The sequence below is a fragment of the Kibdelosporangium philippinense genome (assembly GCF_021390435.2).
GTDB lineage: Bacteria > Actinomycetota > Actinomycetes > Mycobacteriales > Pseudonocardiaceae > Kibdelosporangium > Kibdelosporangium philippinense.
This window is the reverse complement of record NZ_JAJVCN010000003.1, coordinates 791,470-808,529: the sequence shown is the minus strand read 5'-3', so window position 1 is coordinate 808,529 and position 17,060 is coordinate 791,470. Positions and strand designations below refer to the sequence as shown.

General features: G+C 64.7%; 16 protein-coding genes. 12 read left to right on the top strand and 4 right to left on the bottom strand.

All coding sequences use genetic code 11. The features are described 5' to 3' along the window. Window positions 1-51: 51 nt before the first annotated feature. The 5 genes from LWC34_RS35715 (at window position 52) to LWC34_RS35695 (ending at window position 6,176) form a co-directional block, all read left to right on the top strand. Window positions 52-1,356 carry an alpha/beta hydrolase gene (locus LWC34_RS35715; protein ID WP_233729659.1) on the top strand — a complete coding sequence of 435 codons (1,305 nt, stop codon included), beginning with the start codon at window positions 52-54 and terminating at the stop codon, window positions 1,354-1,356. A 29-nt stretch (window positions 1,357-1,385) separates the two neighbouring features. Then, window positions 1,386-2,816: a flavin monoamine oxidase family protein gene (locus LWC34_RS35710; RefSeq protein WP_233729658.1), complete on the top strand. Its 1,431-nt coding sequence runs from the start codon at window positions 1,386-1,388 to the stop codon at window positions 2,814-2,816. Window positions 2,817-2,944: 128 nt separating this feature from the next. Further along, entirely contained in the window at window positions 2,945-3,964 is a 1,020-nt protein-coding gene (locus LWC34_RS35705; RefSeq protein ID WP_233729657.1) for an NAD(P)/FAD-dependent oxidoreductase, read from the top strand. Beyond that, a complete protein-coding gene (locus LWC34_RS35700; protein ID WP_233729656.1) occupies window positions 3,961-5,232 on the top strand; it encodes an amidohydrolase family protein in 1,272 nt (423 codons plus the stop codon). Before LWC34_RS35705 ends, LWC34_RS35700 begins: the two co-directional genes overlap by 4 nt. Further along, window positions 5,229-6,176, top strand: coding sequence for a LacI family DNA-binding transcriptional regulator (locus tag LWC34_RS35695; RefSeq protein WP_233729655.1), 948 nt, complete (start codon window positions 5,229-5,231; stop codon window positions 6,174-6,176). Before LWC34_RS35700 ends, LWC34_RS35695 begins: the two co-directional genes overlap by 4 nt. Here the strand turns inward: LWC34_RS35695 and LWC34_RS35690 are convergent. Beyond that, window positions 6,173-6,337, bottom strand: coding sequence for an Rv3202a family protein (locus LWC34_RS35690; protein ID WP_233729654.1), 165 nt, complete (start codon window positions 6,335-6,337; stop codon window positions 6,173-6,175). The genes LWC34_RS35695 and LWC34_RS35690 overlap by 4 nt on opposite strands. A gap of 39 nt (window positions 6,338-6,376) precedes the next feature. Beyond that, window positions 6,377-7,747 (bottom strand): GMC family oxidoreductase, encoded by a 1,371-nt coding sequence (locus LWC34_RS35685; protein WP_233729653.1) that lies wholly within the window; start codon window positions 7,745-7,747, stop codon window positions 6,377-6,379. A gap of 69 nt (window positions 7,748-7,816) precedes the next feature. Here LWC34_RS35685 and LWC34_RS35680 point away from each other — a divergent pair, with 69 nt between their 5' ends. From LWC34_RS35680 to LWC34_RS35650, 7 genes are all read left to right on the top strand, one after another. After that, on the top strand, window positions 7,817-9,136 hold the full coding sequence (locus tag LWC34_RS35680; protein WP_233729652.1) for a flavin monoamine oxidase family protein: 1,320 nt from the start codon (window positions 7,817-7,819) through the stop codon (window positions 9,134-9,136). Next, entirely contained in the window at window positions 9,123-9,920 is a 798-nt protein-coding gene (locus LWC34_RS35675) for a TetR/AcrR family transcriptional regulator (protein WP_233729651.1), read from the top strand. The genes LWC34_RS35680 and LWC34_RS35675 overlap by 14 nt, the downstream gene beginning before the upstream one ends. 111 nt (window positions 9,921-10,031) lie before the next feature. Further along, window positions 10,032-10,799 carry an FAS1-like dehydratase domain-containing protein gene (locus LWC34_RS35670; RefSeq protein ID WP_233729650.1) on the top strand — a complete coding sequence of 256 codons (768 nt, stop codon included), beginning with the start codon at window positions 10,032-10,034 and terminating at the stop codon, window positions 10,797-10,799. Window positions 10,800-10,850: 51 nt separating this feature from the next. Next, the gene (locus LWC34_RS35665) at window positions 10,851-12,029 is read left to right on the top strand and encodes a lipid-transfer protein (RefSeq protein WP_233729649.1); all 1,179 of its coding nucleotides are present in this window, start codon (window positions 10,851-10,853) and stop codon (window positions 12,027-12,029) included. Continuing rightward, window positions 12,026-12,457 carry a type II toxin-antitoxin system Rv0910 family toxin gene (locus LWC34_RS35660; RefSeq protein ID WP_233729648.1) on the top strand — a complete coding sequence of 144 codons (432 nt, stop codon included), beginning with the start codon at window positions 12,026-12,028 and terminating at the stop codon, window positions 12,455-12,457. Before LWC34_RS35665 ends, LWC34_RS35660 begins: the two co-directional genes overlap by 4 nt. Continuing rightward, complete coding sequence (locus LWC34_RS35655) at window positions 12,457-13,296, top strand: SDR family oxidoreductase (protein WP_233729647.1); 840 nt, start codon at window positions 12,457-12,459, stop codon at window positions 13,294-13,296. Before LWC34_RS35660 ends, LWC34_RS35655 begins: the two co-directional genes overlap by 1 nt. 7 nt (window positions 13,297-13,303) lie before the next feature. Further along, window positions 13,304-14,311, top strand: a complete 1,008-nt coding sequence (locus tag LWC34_RS35650; RefSeq protein WP_233729646.1) for an AraC family transcriptional regulator — start codon at window positions 13,304-13,306, stop codon at window positions 14,309-14,311. A 32-nt stretch (window positions 14,312-14,343) separates the two neighbouring features. Here LWC34_RS35650 and LWC34_RS35645 read toward each other — a convergent pair whose 3' ends face one another. Then, window positions 14,344-15,987, bottom strand: coding sequence for an AMP-dependent synthetase/ligase (locus LWC34_RS35645; protein ID WP_233729645.1), 1,644 nt, complete (start codon window positions 15,985-15,987; stop codon window positions 14,344-14,346). Further along, complete coding sequence (locus LWC34_RS35640; RefSeq protein WP_233729644.1) at window positions 15,966-17,051, bottom strand: CaiB/BaiF CoA transferase family protein; 1,086 nt, start codon at window positions 17,049-17,051, stop codon at window positions 15,966-15,968. The genes LWC34_RS35645 and LWC34_RS35640 overlap by 22 nt, the downstream gene beginning before the upstream one ends. Window positions 17,052-17,060 lie beyond the last annotated feature (9 nt).

Sequence of the window (17,060 nt, the reverse complement as noted above, 5' to 3'; positions counted from 1 at the left end):
TGGCACATATCAGCCATCCTTGAAGGACCCTGGTTACCTAGGTTATGGATCATGCGGTCCTTGGTGGCACTGGTCGTGGCAGCTTTCGTTGTCGTCCCCGAAGCCCATGCGTCCCCTGCGCTTGACTGGCGGCCGTGTGGCCCTGCTGAATGCGCGTCAATGGCGGTGCCGTTGGACTGGGGACAGCGCGGCGGGACGCGGATTTCCGTTGCCGTGACCCGCCTGGAGGCCACCGACCCCGCGCGACGGATCGGAGTGGCGTTCGTCAACTTTGGTGGGCCAGGCAACGCGGCACGGCCTTTCCTGCAGGGCGACGCCGTCTTCCCGGCCGAGCTGAGAGCTCGCTTCGACATCGTCGGCGTCGACCCGCGTGGCATCGGCGACAGCAGGCCGCTGATCGCCTGCGAGAAGCCGACTTCGAACCACACACGGTACCCCAGTGATCGGGCCGAGTTCGAGCAGTTGATCGCGTACAACCGTGACCTCGCGGAAGGATGCCGTCGCGCCACCGGACCGTTGATCGACCACGTCGACACGGTCAGTGCGGCTCGGGATTTCGACGCGGTGCGAAGTGCGCTCGGTGAACGGCAAGTGAGCTGGATTGGCCTGTCCTACGGCACTTTCCTCACGGCCAGCTACGCACGGCTCTTCCCGAATCGGGTACGGGCCGCCGTTCTGGATGGGCCACTCGACCACACCTTGGGATCCCGCAGACTGGTCGCGGACGAGGCGGCTTCGGCCGAAAACGTGTTCGGGCTGTTCGCCTCGTGGTGCTCGTCGGATCCCAGCTGCGCCTTGTACGGCCGAGACATCGAGGCCGCGTACCGGGCGTTGCTTGATCATCCGCCCGCCAGAGTGACCGCCGAACAGATCGGATTCGGGGTGTACGGAAGGCTGATTTTCCGCAGCCGATGGAGTGAATTGGCGACAGACCTTACCAATCCCAGTGTTTTCGCCAGCATCAATCCGAGCAGCCCGGCGTACCGCGTGATCACGTGCCACGACATGCCAACCGGAAATATCGGATATGACGAGTTCGCGGCACGAGAGGCGGAAGTGCTTCGGCTCGCGCCGACGATCCGTGGCTACATCGAAGCGTGGGACGTTCAAGCAGGCTGCTTGGGCTGGCCGATCAAACCCGCGAATCCCTGGGGTCCTATCCCGGTACGCGGAACACCGCCGCTCCTCGTTGCAGCAGGCACAAACGACCCGGCCACTCCGCATTCGTGGGGCGTGGGAATGGCTTCGCAGATCAGCGGGTCCCGCTTGCTCACGTGGCAAGGCGCCGGTCACACCGCCTACTTCAACGATCCCGCGACACTGGCAAAGGAGATTGATTACCTTGTCGGCAAATAAGGCAGCCGCCGAGGGATAGAGGTGCAGACTTGACCACGCCCGGTGCCAACAAGGCCAAGCTCTTCACCATGATGCGGCGACGACATTTCATAGCCGGCCTGGCGGCTCTCCCGTTCGTGGGCGCGGCGGCTGCTGGTGGCAAGCGCGTGGTTGTGCTTGGCGCGGGTCTGGCAGGCCTGGCCAGCGCATACAACCTGATGAAGCACGGCTACGACGTGACCGTGTTGGAGGCGCAGGAGCGGCCGGGCGGACGCGTACAGACTGCGAGATCTCCGTTGCTGAATGGCGGTCACGCGGAATTGGGCGCTGTCAGGGTCTTCGACTCCCACGAGTACACCCACAAGTACATCCGTGAATTCAACCTGAACTTGACGCCCTACGACGCTGGTATTACGGCGTACCTCATGCAAGGCAAGCGATTCCTGCCTCCGCCCGCCGGTACGCCATGGCCACTCGACGGGCTTTTGGCATCCGAGCAACCAGATCCAACTGCATTGCTCCCGGTCTACCTTGGCCAAGGTATTCAGAAGATCGGGAATGCGCTCACCCCCGGCTGGCCGGGCAGTGTTCCGTCATCGGCCGAGGTCGAGAAGTACACCGCGGCCGAGTATTTGCGGTCATTGGGAGCTTCGGAGACGTGGAACGACTTTCTGTTCGCCCGCGAAGGCAACGCCGGCCGGTGGAACGCGGGGTCCGTGCTGGCGGCCGAATCGCTGACGACAGGGAACGTCGGCAGCATCGCCGGCGGCAATGACCGGCTGCCTTATGCGTTCGCGGCTGCCCTCGGCACGCGTTTGAAGTATCGCACCGAGGTCACCCGCATCGCCCAGGATTCCGCAGGCGTGACGGTGGGGTATCGCGAGGCCGGGTGGCGTCGGGAGATTCGGGCCGACCGGGTTGTGTGCGCCCTTCCGTTCATTCCATTGCGGCGCGTCGATGCCGTGTTCTCGCCGTCCAAAATGGAGGCTATTCGGCGACTGGATTACATGCCCGCGGCCCGCGTCTACTTCCAGACCAGGCAGCGGTTCTGGGAATCCGAAGGGCTTGGTGGCCTCAATCTTGTCGCGAGCGACACCGCGTTCGGCCGGATCTGGAACACCAGCTCGCAGCAGCCTGACCAGCGGATGGGGATGCTGCACAGCTACATGATGGACGACCAAGCGACGAAGTATGCCGAGTTCGGCGGGTTCGAGGTCCGCCGGATGGCCGAGCGTGCGCTCCCAGGGCTGCGTGGCCAGGTCGTGTCTACAGTGGACAAGGTGTGGCAGCGGGATCGGTGGGCCGGTGGCGGGTGGAGCCTGGTTCCGCCCGGCACGCTGGCGTGGATGCTGCCTGCCATGCGCCAGGTTGAAGGCCGCGTGCACTTCGCCGGTGAACACACGTCGGTCTGGCCGGGATGGATGAACGGCGCCCTGGAGTCAGCCGAACGGGTAACCCAGGAGGTCCTCACCACCTCGTGAGTGGTTAGGCGTGTTCTAACCCTAATAACCACTCACGAGGTTGGCTGTTGACCGGCGGGGGTGCGCTCCTTATGGTGTAACTAGTTACAGCAACTAGTTACACCACTCCTGACCTGCAGGAGGTCGTCATGAACGTAGTTGTCATCGGTGCTGGCCTCTATGGCGCCGCGGTCGCCGCGGCCCTCACGAAACGAGGCGCAACCGTCACGGTCGTCGACGCAGGAGCGCCCGGTGGCGGCACGTCCGGGGCAACGTTCTCCTGGATCAACTCCGGCGGCAAACAACCGCGCGCGTACCACGACCTGAACGTCGCCGGGATGGAAGCCCACCGCAAAATGGCAGGTGACTGGTACCACGAGACCGGAAACCTCGACTGGGTCGCCGGGGACACCGAGCGCCTGCGAAACCGGGTAGCCGGACTCCATCACTACGGCTACGAAGCACATTGGCTCAGCCGCAAGGAAGTGCTGCGCCTCGAACCGGACATCGACCCCGCCGCGTTGCCGGACAACGAGATCGCCTTCTTCCCGAGGGAAGCCTGGATCGAGCCGACCAGGATGATCGCGCACCTGCTGACCACAGCCGCCGAGGTGATCCGTGGCGACGCCGTGACCGGCCTCGACGTGACGGACCGGGTGCGGTGGGTCCAGCTTGCCTCAGGGCGGCGGATCGATGTCGACGCGGTCGTGAACTGCGCGGGACCGCAAGCGGGAGAGATCGCTGAACTCGCCGGATTGACCTTCCCGATGCGCAACAAGCCTGGCGTGCTCGTGTACACCTCGCCGGTCGCGGTTTCGGTGTCACAGGTGATCCACGCGCCCAACGTGCACCTACGACCAGACGGCGGCGGCCGATTATGCCTGCACGGCAAGGACGACGACGATCCAGCGAACGTGCTGGCGGCGGCCTGCGAGGTATACCCAGGAATCCGTGGCGCGACCATAGAAAGCGTGCGAGTGGGCAACCGGCCGATCCCACTTGACCGCATGCCAGTGCTGGGACGAGTGGCCAAACTGCCGAACTTCCATTTCGCGGTATCGCACAGCGCTGCGACCCTCAGCGTGCACGTCGGTGACCTGGTAGCAGCCGAAGTCCTCGGCGAAGACCGGAGTGCCGAACTGGCGCAATATCGATTCGAACGGCTATGAACGTTCTCCAGGGCTACGACCTGATTGACGGCCAGGGAACCCCGATCCAACGAGGCGTCGACATCGTCATCGACGGCGACACCATCCGCGAGATCCGCCCGACGCGAGCCGAACCCACCGGAATGCTGGTCATCCCAGGGCTGATCAACAATCACACGCACGGCACCGCGTACGGCCCACTGTTCCCCAGCGGCCACGAGGCGCTGTCACGCGAGCAGGTCCGAGCCAACCTCGACCGGCACCTTCGGGAAGGAACGACCACAGTGATGTGCGTCGACGGATTCGTCCTTCCGCCTGAGGAAACGCATCCGATCAACGTCAAACTGGCGTCCTGCAACACACCTGCGTGCCTGGAAGCGGCAACCGTCGCCGACGGCGGCGGTCTGACCGAAGCAAACCGCGCTTTCACCGCGCAGCAGGCGATCGAGGCTGGAGCGGTTGCCCTCGGCGAGATCGGCGCAGGGCACACCCTTGGCGGAGGTGGCGCGAGCTACATGTACATCCCTGCCGAGATCGAGAAACGGACCGGCGTGACGATCACGCCACGCCAGGCGAACGCGTTGAAGGTCGCGGTGCTGGGCAGGCACATCTCGGCCACGGCCTTCGACCAGGCTGCCGTTGAACAAGCGCTAGCTGGAGCCGGGTTGGTCGGCAAGCTGGAGGTCAAGGACGTCCGCGAGATCGTGTCGAACATTGTGTTGCCTGCCTTCGATATCGCCTTACGCGGCATCGCCGAGGCAGCCGATGTGGCCCGCCAGTTCGACGTGCCAGTGCTGGTGCACAACGCGGCGGCATCGATGAGCAAGGTCGCCGCCGCTGCCGCGACCGGCGTGCGGATGATCGCCGGGCACTCCAACCATTCCAGCTTCGAACTCCGCGAGGCCGTTCAGCACGCCGAACGGCTCAAGGGGATGGGCGCCGTCATCGACGTATCCACTTTGGACACATTCGGTGCCCGGCGGCTGACCACCGGGCCGGAGTTGCTCTACGCGCTGTTCGAGGCCGGTCTGGTGGACACCATCTCGACCGACTACGCCGGTGGGCACCACGACTCGATCCTGCTGGCGATCGACCAAGCGACCAAGGCCGGGGTAGTGAGCTTGCCCGCGGCGATCGCGATGGCGACGGCCAATGTCGCGGACGCCATTCCAGGCATCGCACCGCGCCGCGGACGCGTCGTACCAGGCGCGATCGCGGATCTGGTGGTGACAGATCCCGCGAACCTCCACAATGTGCGCATGGTCATGGTCAGCGGCACGGTCGTATGAAGCGAGTAACCATCGGCGACGTGGCCGCGCACGCGGGCGTGTCCACGGCGACGGTCTCGCGTGTCATCAACGGCGGCGTCGTCGCGGAAACGACGGCCACCAGGGTGTGGGACGCGATCAGCAGCCTCGACTACAGCCCCAACGCGCTGACCAAGAGCATCTTCGCCGGTCGGTCCAACACGATCGGGGTGGTCATCCGTGACTTGAGCAGCCCGTTCTATCTGGATCTGATCCGAGGCATCGACGAGGTGGCCGCGGCCAACAACAGCCTCGTCATGCTAGCCAACACCTTTCGCCGGGACGACCGGGAGGCCGCCCAGGTCCGGGCAATGGACGAACAACGGGTCCGCGGCCTGATCGTGACCACCGGCGCCGCGGCCGACAGCCCGACGCGCCGGATGGCCGACAACGGCACGCCATGCGTGATCGTTTCGCGTGTCGTTGACGGAATGCACTCGATCAGCCTGGACAACGTCCGCGCCGGTGAGCTGATGGCCGCGCATCTCGCCGCGTGCGGACGGACTTCTGTTGGCGTCGTTTCGGCAAGCCGTCGCCCTTCGCAAACCGAGCGTGTTCAAGGGCTTGGGGTGCCGGAGAGCGCGGTAACCGTTGCTGAAGCGCCAGAAGACGCTCCGGCCGCCGTTGACGCCCTGCTTGCCACTGGCCCACTGGATGCGGTCGTGTGCACCAGCGGGCGTTTGACGGCAGCCGTCTACTCCGCGCTGACCGCACGCGGGGTTAGCGTTCCTGATGATGTCGCATTCCTTGCGGTGGACGAATTCCCGTGGGCTGAGACACTTGGCGTCACCGTGATCGCGCAGCCGACCTACGACATGGGCAAGAAGGCTGCCGAGCTCGTGATCGAGAGCCCGGCGGAGCCAGTGAGCCTGGTTTTCGAGCCCACGCTGATCGTGCGTCGCTCTTGTGGTGAGGTCAGCGGTTAGGGCTCGTCCTCGGGAACTTCGATGCGCTGGTCCACGATGTCCGCTTCGGACGCTTCCCAATCAGCGTCCGTGTCCAGCTCAACGGGACGATCGTCCTCGGTGACGGGAGTCTGCTGGTCGATGGCGTCCTCGATGGGCTGCTCAACCCCGAATTCCGTCATGGCTTCTCCCTGGGTCGATGGTCCTTCCCTCGATCAGGGTTACCCGCTGACGCGCTCGTCATTCAGCAGAGCCGCCGCGCGTTCGGCGATCGCGACGACCGTGGCGTTCGTGTTCGCCGACGGAATGTCCGGAATCACCGAAGCATCAGCCACCCGGAGGCCCTCGATGCCGTATACCTGCAGGTCAGGCGCCACAACCGAGCCCATGGCACACGTCCCGACGTAGTGGTAATACGAGCTCAGGTCCTCCCGCAGGTACGCCTTGGCGTCCCCAATGCCAGGCTCCACCCCGCGCCACGGGGCCAAAGCGCGCGTGGCGCCGAGCGCACGTGCCATGTCCAGGCCGGTGAGAGCGGTTTCCATATCGCGACTGTCGCTGAGGTAGGCCGGGTCGATCAGGGGACGGTCTTCGGGACGCGGACTGGCGAGACGCAGTCGCCCGCGACTGTGCGGTGCCATCAAGGAGAAGTAGATGCCGTACACCTCGCCGATGGGAATCCGTGCGAAATAAAGGAACTGGAGATCACCGGCCAGGCCGATCACCTCGATCCCGTTGTACAGGCTCTCCGGTACGGGCCTCGTGCTGTCGTACTTCACCGAGAAAAGCGCGTGGTCATGCAGGTTTTCCCCGACGGGCAAGTCCTCGACGACCGGAATCCCCAATGCCCGCAGGTCATCGGCTGGGCCTATGCCCGACAACTGCAGCAACTGCGCCGAACCAATCGTGCCTGCCGTCAGGATCACCTGTGGACAGTCCACTGTGGTGTCGTTGTAGTCCACTCCGGCAACTCGGCCGTTGCGCATCCGGATCCGATGCACGAACGCGTCCGCGACAACGTCCACATTGTCCTGTGGAAGGTATGCGTCGGCAACGCTTTGCCGTTGGCCGTCCACAATGCACAGATCCGGCCAGCCAAAGCCCTCTTCGAGCCCGCCGCTGACGTCCTTGGCCTCCGGATGCCCGATTTCCAACGCCGCTTCAAGCCCGGCCGCCGCCAGCGGATGCTGGTGTAGCGCAGGCGAAACGGTCAGTGGACCAGCCGTGCCACGCAACACCGGGTCGCGGCCCGCGGCAGTCTCACTGCGCCGGAAATACGGCAGGAGATCGTCGAACGTCCAGCCAGGGCCCCAGTCGTAGCTGGACCGATGTCCACGGGCCCAGACCATCGCGTTGATCGCGGAGGATCCACCAACGCCACGGCCGCGCGGCAGGTCCAATGTCCCGTCGGCGGTCTTGTCGGCCCAGTTCGCGGAGGTCTCGTAGAGCGACCAGGCGAGCCGCGGCAACGCTGTCGGAGGTTTCGCGCTGCCCGCCTCGATCAGCAGGCCACGGGCATCCCGGGAGAGCCGCGCGGCCACTGCGCAGCCAGCCGAACCAGCGCCAACCACCACGTAGTCGTAGCTCGTCATGACTTCAGCTTCCCAGATTCCCGCATCGCAACGATTGACTTTCAAGTCAGTATTGCGCACGCTGAGGTGATGCTGGACGTGGTGGTGATCGGAGCCGGGTACGCCGGGCTCGCGGCGGCCCTGCGGCTCCACGACGCGGGCGCCGACTTCGTGCTGCTCGAAGCGGCCGAACGGGTCGGCGGGCGCATCCTCAGCGAGACCCGGGCGCCCGGTTTGACCCTGGATCACGGCGGTCAGTGGGTCGGCCCGACCCAGCGCCAGCTGCTCGCGCTGGCCGACCGGTTCGCCTGTGAAACCTTCCCGACCTGGGAAAACGGCGAGCACATCGAGATCTGGCGTGACGGCACGCGTGTTCCGTACACCGGGGCGATTCCGGACGATGGCCCTGGAATCCGTGAGTACAAACGGATAACCGACCTCCTCGACGACCTCGCGCGCACGGTCGACACCGCGCAACCTTGGCGTACACCAGGTTTCGCGGAATGGGACGGGCAGACAGCGCTGACGTTCTTCCGTTCCCAGACTTCGGATGAGGACACTTTGTGCCGGTTGGCACTGGCGATCCAAGGCGTGTGGTGCGCCGAACCGTACGAGATCTCGTTCTTCCACGTGCTGTTCTACATCGCTTCCGCGGGCAGCTTTCACTCGTTGATGGAGACGGGCGGCGGCGCACAGGACAGCCGGTTCCTCCTCGGCGCGGATGGTCCGGCGCGCGCGATTGCCGAGATGCTGGGGCCACGGCTTCGCTTGGGGGAGCCGGTGTCCTCGGTCGAGCAATGCCAGGGATTTGTGCGCGTGAATTCCCTGGAGGCGAGGCGTGCCATCGTGGCGCTTCCACCTGGCGCTGTGCGTGCCGTGGACTTCCGGCCGAGGTTGCCCGTGAGTCGTGACGGCTGGCTGTCGCACAGCCCGATGGGCCGTGTTGCGAAGGTGCACGTGATCTACGCTTCGCCATTCTGGCGTGGGGCCGGACTTTCCGGCGTGGCAACGCTTTACTCCGATAGTCCAGTCGGTGTCGTGTTCGACAACTCGCCACCAGACACCTCGATCGGTGTGCTTGTCGCGTTCATTTACGGAGACCGGCTCAGCACATGGTCCGCCCTCGACAAGGACGCGCGACGCGCAGCCGTGCTCGCCGCGATGACTCAGGTCGTCGGCCCTGGTGACCCGTTGGACTACACCGAGAAGATCTGGTCGCTCGACCGTTTCGTGCACGGCGGCTACGAAGCGTTCGTCGCACCAGGCGGATGGACCGGATATGGCGAACACGGCTGGCGCGCGCCGACAGGCTTGATCCATTGGGCCGGTACCGAAACGGCCTCGACTTGGAACGGCTACATCGATGGCGCCATCTCGTCGGGATACCGTGCCGCGGATGAAGTCCTCTGATCTCGCGGCCCGCGTACGTGCCGTCGTGCGCGCCAGTGCATCCAGCCAACGGGAGTTCGCGGCCCGGATCGGCATGGACCACACAGCGCTGTCCAAAGCCCTGCACGGCACCCGCCAGCTCAGGGAGGACGAAGTCGCCGCGATCGCCAAAGCAGGCGGCGTCTCCCAGCGCTACCTGCGCACAGGCGTCGGCCGCGGACCCGGCCCCGCGCTCACCAGACCGCGCGCGGACCCCGTCGAACCAGACATCCGCCGTGCCCAGATCCTCGACGCGACCGCGAAACTCATTGCGCGCAAAGGCTTCCACCACGTCAGAGTGGCCGACATCGCCAAAGCCTGCGGAACAAGTACCGGCACTATCCACTATCACTTCCCAACAAAGAACGACGCGCTGAACGCAGCCCTCACCTACTACGCCGACCGTTTCCACCGCCGGATCGAGACAGAATTCCGCGACGCAACCTCCCCAGCCGACAAAATCCGCCGCCTCATCGAAATCCAACTCCCGGCGACGGACGAAGATGCGGACGAATGGTCGATCTGGATCCAAACCTGGAACGAAGCCATCCTCGATCCAGCCCAACGACCAGGTCAGCGCGAGATCTACACCCGCTGGCGCCAGGTGGTCGTCGACTGCCTCGGCAGTGACCTGCTCGCCGACCGATTCACCAGCATGGTCGACGGCCTCGCCATCCAAGTCCTCGCCCAAACCACCGAGATGACCGTCGACCGAATGCGCGAAATCCTCACAGACACCTTCGTCAACTACCTCGTGAGTGGTTAGGCGTGTTCTAACGCCACTAACCACTCACGACCAACTAGCTGCGCGGTTGGGTCACGAAGTACGCGTGGCACGGTCATTCTCAGCCGCTCCACAAGCTTCTAGCGTCGGGGAATGAGCTTTCACCGCGAAGTGATCGGCGTGTGGGACGAACCGGTCGAGTTCCCGGTGACACGGGAGCACATCATCGCCTACGCCGAGGCGACCAACGATCCCACGCCGGAGCATCTCGAAGGCAGCGTGGCACCGCCGGTCTACGCGGTGGTGCCCGCGTTCCGCACGATGGCCAACACCACGATGGCCGCGGTGCCGGACGAGTGGATGATGCGCATCCTGCACGGCGAGCACGACTTCCACATCCACCGGCCGATCGTGCCTGGCGACCTGCTGCGGTGCCGGGCCAAGGTGATCGGGATCCACGCGAGGTCCACCGGGGTGGTGGTGTCGACCATGCTGGAAACGGTCGATCAGGACGGCGTCCGGGTGAACGACCAGTACTTCGCCGGGTTCTTCCGCGGTGCCGAGGCCACAAGCGAGGGGGAGACGGGGCCTGGCCACGCTTTCGACGAGTCGCTGCGGGAGCGTGAGCCGGACCTTGTCGCCGTGCAGAAGTACGACGAGGACCAGACGTTCCGGTACTCCGAGGCATCGGGCGATCCGATGCCGCAGCACCTCAGTGACGAGTTCGCCCAGTCCGTCGGCCTGCCCGGAATCATCGTCCACGGCCTGTGCACGATGGCCTTCACCTCGCACGCGCTCAAAAACCCACAGAGGCTAAGCAGGCTCGCGGTGCGGTTCAGCAAACCCGCACAACCCAAAGCACACGATCACCACCTCAGCCTGGCGCGTCGGAACCGGCTACGCCTTCGAAACTGTGACTGACGAGGGGACAACCGTGATCAAGGACGGCCTTGCCGAGTATGGAGCCGAGGCATGAAGGTCTACGTGATCGGCGTCGGCATGACCAAGTTCGAGAAGCCAGGCAAGGACTGGGACTACCCGGCGATGACCAACGAAGCCGGGACGAAAGCCTTGCAGGACGCCGGAATCGACTACGACCGGGTGCAGGAGGCCTACGTCGGCTACTGCTACGGCGATTCGACCTCGGGCCAGCGCGCGGTCTACGAGCTCGGGATGACCGGGATACCTGTTGTCAACGTCAACAACAACTGCTCGACCGCGTCCACCGCGCTTTATCTTGCGGCACGGGCGATTCGTGGCGGCCTCGCGAACTGCACGCTCGCTTTGGGCTTCGAGAAGATGAAGTCCGGTTCACTTGAGGCCGGGTACACCGATCGGGAACAACCACTGCTCAGGCATATCGAGCGACTGGCGAGGCTGCACGAGTTCGCGATGCCGGTCGCGCCGTGGATGTTCGCGGCCGCTGGACGTGAGCACATGGCGAAGTACGGCACCACGGTCGAGCAGTTCGCCAAGATCGGCCTCAAGAACCACAAGCACTCGGTGAACAACCCGTACGCCCAGTTCCAGCAGGAATACACGCTCCAGGACATCCTGGACGCCAAACCGATCGTCGACCCGTTGACTCGGCTGCAGTGCTCACCCACATCCGACGGCTCGGCTGCCGCGATCCTGGCCAGCGAGGACTTCGTGGCGAAACACGGCTTGCAGGGCCAAGCCGTGGAGATCATCGGCCAGGCGATGGTCACCGACTTGGAGAGCACGTTCGACGGCACCGCGGCTGGCATTGTCGGCGTACACATGAGTACGGTCGCTGCCCGAGAGGTCTACGACCAGGCCGGGATCGGCCCCGAGGACCTCGACGTGATCGAGTTGCACGACTGCTTCTCGACCAACGAGCTGCTGACCTACGAGGCGCTTGGCCTGTGTGCCACAGGTGAAGGCGGCAAGCTGGTCGACAACGCCGACACCACGTACGGCGGCCGTTGGGTCGTGAATCCCTCAGGCGGCCTGATCTCCAAAGGACATCCGCTTGGCGCGACCGGGCTGGCCCAGTGCGCCGAACTTACCTGGCAGCTCAGGGGAACCGCTGACGCACGGCAGGTCGCAGGAGCCAAAGTCGCGCTGTCGCACAACATCGGGCTCGGCGGCGCGGCCGTCGTGACCGCGTATCGAGGAGGCACCGCATGATCACCATTGAGAAAACTGCCGACCTGCCCGCCGACGCTGGCAAGATCTGGGCCGTCGTGTCCGACCTCGGACGTTGGCAGGACTGGCTGACCATCCACCAGAAGTGGAAGACCGAGGTCCCCGCCGAGGTCGGCACGGGAACCAAGGTGACCGGCGTGGCCAGCGTGCTGAACATGCCCAATACGATCGAGTGGATCGTGGACGAATGGGACGCGCCGAACAAGCTTGCCATCAGCGGCAAGGGCCTCGCGGGCGCGGTGGTCACGATCTCGCTGGCCGTTGTCCCGCAAGGTAATGGATCGACGTTGGTCGTGACGTCCTCATTCGACGGTCAGATGATCGTCGGCGCGATCGCCGGAGCCATCGAACGAGCGTCCAAAAAGGAGATCGACACCTCCTTGGCCAACCTTGAAAAGCTGGTCGCCTGATGGCACGCGTCGCGATTGTGACAGGCGCGGGCCGCGGCATCGGACGTGAGCACGCTCTCCTGCTCGCGAAGGAAGGCGTGCATGTCGTTGTCAATGACGTCGACCACGAGCCTGCTCAGGAAGTCGTCGACACGATCACAGCCGCGGGCGGTGTCGCCGTGGCCAACGCTGGCAGCGTCGCCGATTGGGCCCACGCGAAAAGCGTTGTCCAGCAGGCGGTCGATGAGTTCGGACAGCTGGACGTGGTGGTCAACAACGCGGGCATCCTGCGTGACTCCTTCCTGGCATCGACCGAGGAAGCCCAGTTCGACGCCGTGATCGGCGTGCACCTCAAGGGGCATTTCGCGGTCATGCACCACGCCGCCGCGTACTGGAAGGCCGAGTCGAGGGCCGGTCGCCAGCCGCAAGGCTCGATCATCAACACCACGTCGATTTCCGGCACGACCATGCCCAACCCAGGTCAGACCGTGTACGGCGCGGCCAAGGCGGGCATCGCGGCGATGACCCTGGTCGCGGCCATGGAGATGGAACGCTACGGCGTGCGCGTGAACGCCATCGCGCCGATCGCCAGGACCCGGCTGACCCTGGCGACCCCGGGTATGGGCGCGATGTTCGCCGAAGAGGTCCCGGAAGGCGAGTTCGACGCCTTCGACCCCAGCAACATCGCACCAGCCGTGGCCTACCTGGCCAGCGAGAAATGCCCGTTCACCGGCAAGGTCTTCACGGTCCAGGGCGGCGCGATCTCGCTGCTCGAAGGCTGGACCATGGTCGCCACCGTCGAGACCGAAGGCCCATGGGACCCGGCTGAACTGGGCGAACAGCTCGCACCTTGGGCATAGTGTTCGCATGTCCACGCAGACGGTGCCGATCCACGTGGTGCATCGCCTGCTCAAGCAGGCACAACGGCGTGGCACGGACGTCATGCCGCTGCTGCGGGCCGCAGGCATCCCCGGCGACATCGCCTACCGGCCAAAAACCCGCGTCACGATCGAGCAAATGGCGAATGTGACCCGCGGCCTGTGGCATCTGACGAACGATGAACTGTTCGGCATCGGCCCGCCGATCCCGCTCGGCACGATGAAGTTCGTCTCGCTGTCCATCATTCACGCCGCTGACCTGCGAACGGTGATCATCCGGTTCTGCGGCGCGAGCAAGGTGCTGACCGGCGTGCCGCGGGTCCGTGCCACATTCGGCGAGACGATCACGCGCGTCGAGATGGACGTCAGCAGCCTCGAAGACCCCGAACATCTGGGGACTGAGCTGTTGATCGCGCTCGTGCACCGGCTGTCCAGCTGGCTGATCGGTCGACGGATCGTGCTGCGGGCGGTGGAACTGCCGTATCCAGAGCCGCCATATGCGGCTGACTACCAGCCGATGTACGGCCGGATACCCACATTCGACGCGCCAGCAGGCCGGGTCGCGCTGGAGTTCGACAGCGCGCTGCTCGTCGCGCCGGTGGTGCGGGGCGAGAAGGACCTGGCTGAGTACCTGGGTGATCAACCCGGAGTCTGGTACGCCCGGCGTGACTTCGGCAGCACCACGGCCGACCAGGTACGCAGGATTTTGGAGCGTGGGCTGAGCGGGACGTGGCCGACCGCGGAGGAGATCGCGGACCGGCTGTCGGTCAGCGTGCAGCACTTGCGGAGGTTGCTGCGGGAGCAGAAGACGTCGGTCAGTGAGATCAAGGAGGAGATCCTCCGGGATGCGGCCATCGCCAGCCTCGTCCGAGGTGAAGAGTCCGTCGACGATCTGGCCGTACGGCTCGGCTTCTCCGAAGCAAGCGCCTTCCGCCGAGCCTTCCGCCGCTGGACCGGCAGCCCGCCAGGCGCCTACCGCCCTGGTCACCTCTCGTGAGTGGTTATCCGTGTTCTAACGCCTATAACCACTCACGAGTAGAGACCTGCGATTTCGTTGGCGTAGCGCTCGGCGATCGGCTTGCGCCTGAGCTTCATGGTTGGTGTCAGCTCGGGGCCGCCGGGCAGCCAGTACACCGGCAGGATGCGGAACTTCTTGATCTGCTCAACCCGCGACAGCGTCTTGTTGGCCTCCTGCACCGCTTTTGCCACGATTTTCACGGTTTCCGGATCGTCAGGCGCCACGCCAGCCTCGGGATCCAACGTGATCAGGGCGACGATGTACGGCCGCCGGTCACCGATCGCGACCACAGACCCGATCAGCGGACTGGCCACCTTGACCGCGTTCTCGATGTTGGCAGGCGACATGTTCTTACCCGCCGCGTTGATGATCAGTTCCTTCTTGCGGTCCACGATGGACACATAGCCATCGTCGGAGATAGTGCCGATATCGCCCGTGTGCAGCCATCCATCAGCGTCGACGGCCTCGGCGGTCTTGACCGGATCCTTGCGATAACCCTTCATCACCGCCGGGCTACGCAACAACAATTCCCCGTCCTCGGCGAGCTTCACCTCGACGCCCGGCATGGGCTGCCCGACGGTTCCGGGGCGCAGCGCGTCAGGCTGATTCACGGTGCCGTGCACGGAAGACTCTGACATAGCCCAGCCTTCGCAGACCGGAATACCTATCGCGGCAAAGAACTTCAGCACATCAACGGAAATCGGCGCAGCCCCGCTGATCGGCGCGGCACAAGCGTCCAACCCGACCTTCGCCGGAAGTTTGTCCAACACCAGGCGACGGGTCAGCGCGTATTGCCAGCCGTGAGGCTGATGAGCCGTGCGCAACGCCCATTCCCCGATCAGGCGGTTGAGCCCAGACTGAGCCGCGACGGCCTTCTCGATCCCAGCCTTGATGCGGTACCAGACCATCGGCACCCCAAGGAAAACCGTCGGCCGGATCGCGGAAAGCGCCGCAGCCAAGGTCTTCGGATCGCTTACGCACGTGATAGTGGCGCCCGTGCACATCGGCAAGTAGTGCGCGAAGTACCGGTTGGCCATATGCGCATCGGGCAGATAAGACAACACGCGCCCATCGACAGCAGCGGCCGAGAAGTGCGCCAAACTCAACGCGGCATCCATGCTGAACTTGATGTTCCGGTGCGTGATCTCAACGCCTTTGGGCGGGCCAGTCGTGCCTGACGTGTAGATGAGCGTCAGCACGTCATCTGGTGACACCGCGCGCCACACCGACTCGAAGTCGAATTCCTCGCTGCCCCCGGCGAGATCCTCGATGCCCAGCACGGTCCGCGCCGAACTGACCAGCGGCTCGAACTGCTTCTCGCACACCACGATCCGGTTCTCCGCGTTGGCGAAGAGATACGCGATCTGCCCGGCGGAACTGGTGTTGTAAATCGAGAACGGAATCGCCCCAAGGTGGAACACGGCCGTGTCGACCAGATGGAACTCCGGCCGGTTGGTCATCATCAGGGCAACCGTGTCGCCTTTCCTGACACCTGAGGCATGCAGCTTGCCGGCGATCTGGCGAACCCGCGACCCGTATTCTCGCCAGGTGATCCGAACACTGTCGTCCAGAGTACGTAGGGCAACGACGTCCGGATACAAGGCAACAGTTTTCTGGAAGACCTCGCACATGGTCACGGCAATTCCACCGTCCAACTGTCGAGCATTTCCTTGGCGTCCAACGTGTTCAGCGGCTGCGGCGGATCGGCCGGTGTTCGGCTGAACCGTGGCGCAGGAGCGGGCTGCCTGCTGTCGCCAACCTGGACGAACGCCGCACGGGCAGCGTTGTGCGGGTGTTCCGGGGCTTCGACAGGCGTGAGAACAGGAGCAACACACGCATCGACATCCGCGAAGATCGAGGCCCATTCATCCCGGGTGCGTTGTTTGAACGTACCCGCGAGCCGATCCCGGAGTTCCGGCCACCGAGAGAAATCGTACTGCGGTGGCGGGGAATCCCAGCCCAATGTGGCCACAAGCTGGTCGTAGAACTCGGTTTCCACCGCCCCGACCGCGACAAACCGGCCGTCAGCACATTCATACGTGTCATAGAAAGGCGCGCCAGAGTCGAACATGTTCTCGCCGCGCCCGTTCGACCACAGCCCGACATCCCGCATGCCGTGAATGAACGTCATCAACAGCGACGAACCGTCCACCATGGCCGCGTCGACAACCTGGCCCTGACCAGAGGACTGCCGTTCCAACAAGGCCGCAAGCACCCCAAGCGCCATCAACATCCCGCCGCCACCGAGGTCCGCGACCAAGTTGAGCGGCGGAACCGGCCGATGCCCCTTGGGCCCGATCGGCTCAAGAACCCCTGCCACCGCAAGGTAATTGATGTCATGCCCAGCCCGCGGCGCCAACGATCCCTGCTGGCCCCAACCAGTCATCCGGGTATAAACCAACCTGGGATTGCGTTCCAGAAGATCGTCAGGCCCGAGGCCGAGCCGTTCGGCGACCCCAGGCCGAAACCCCTCCACGAACACGTCAGCCGATTCGATGATCCGGTGCAGTGTCGCGAGGTCCGTGGAATCCTTGAGGTCCAGAGAAATCGTGCTACGGCCGCGGTCGAGCACCCCGGTCGGCAGATCGAGGCCGCGGTTGCGGCTCTTGCGGTCCACTCGCAACACATCGGCGCCCAGATCAGCGAGGATCATGGCGCCGAACGCGCCAGGCGCGAGGCTTGCGAGCTCGACAACGCGAGTTCCAGCGAGAGGTCCCATGGCGTGCTC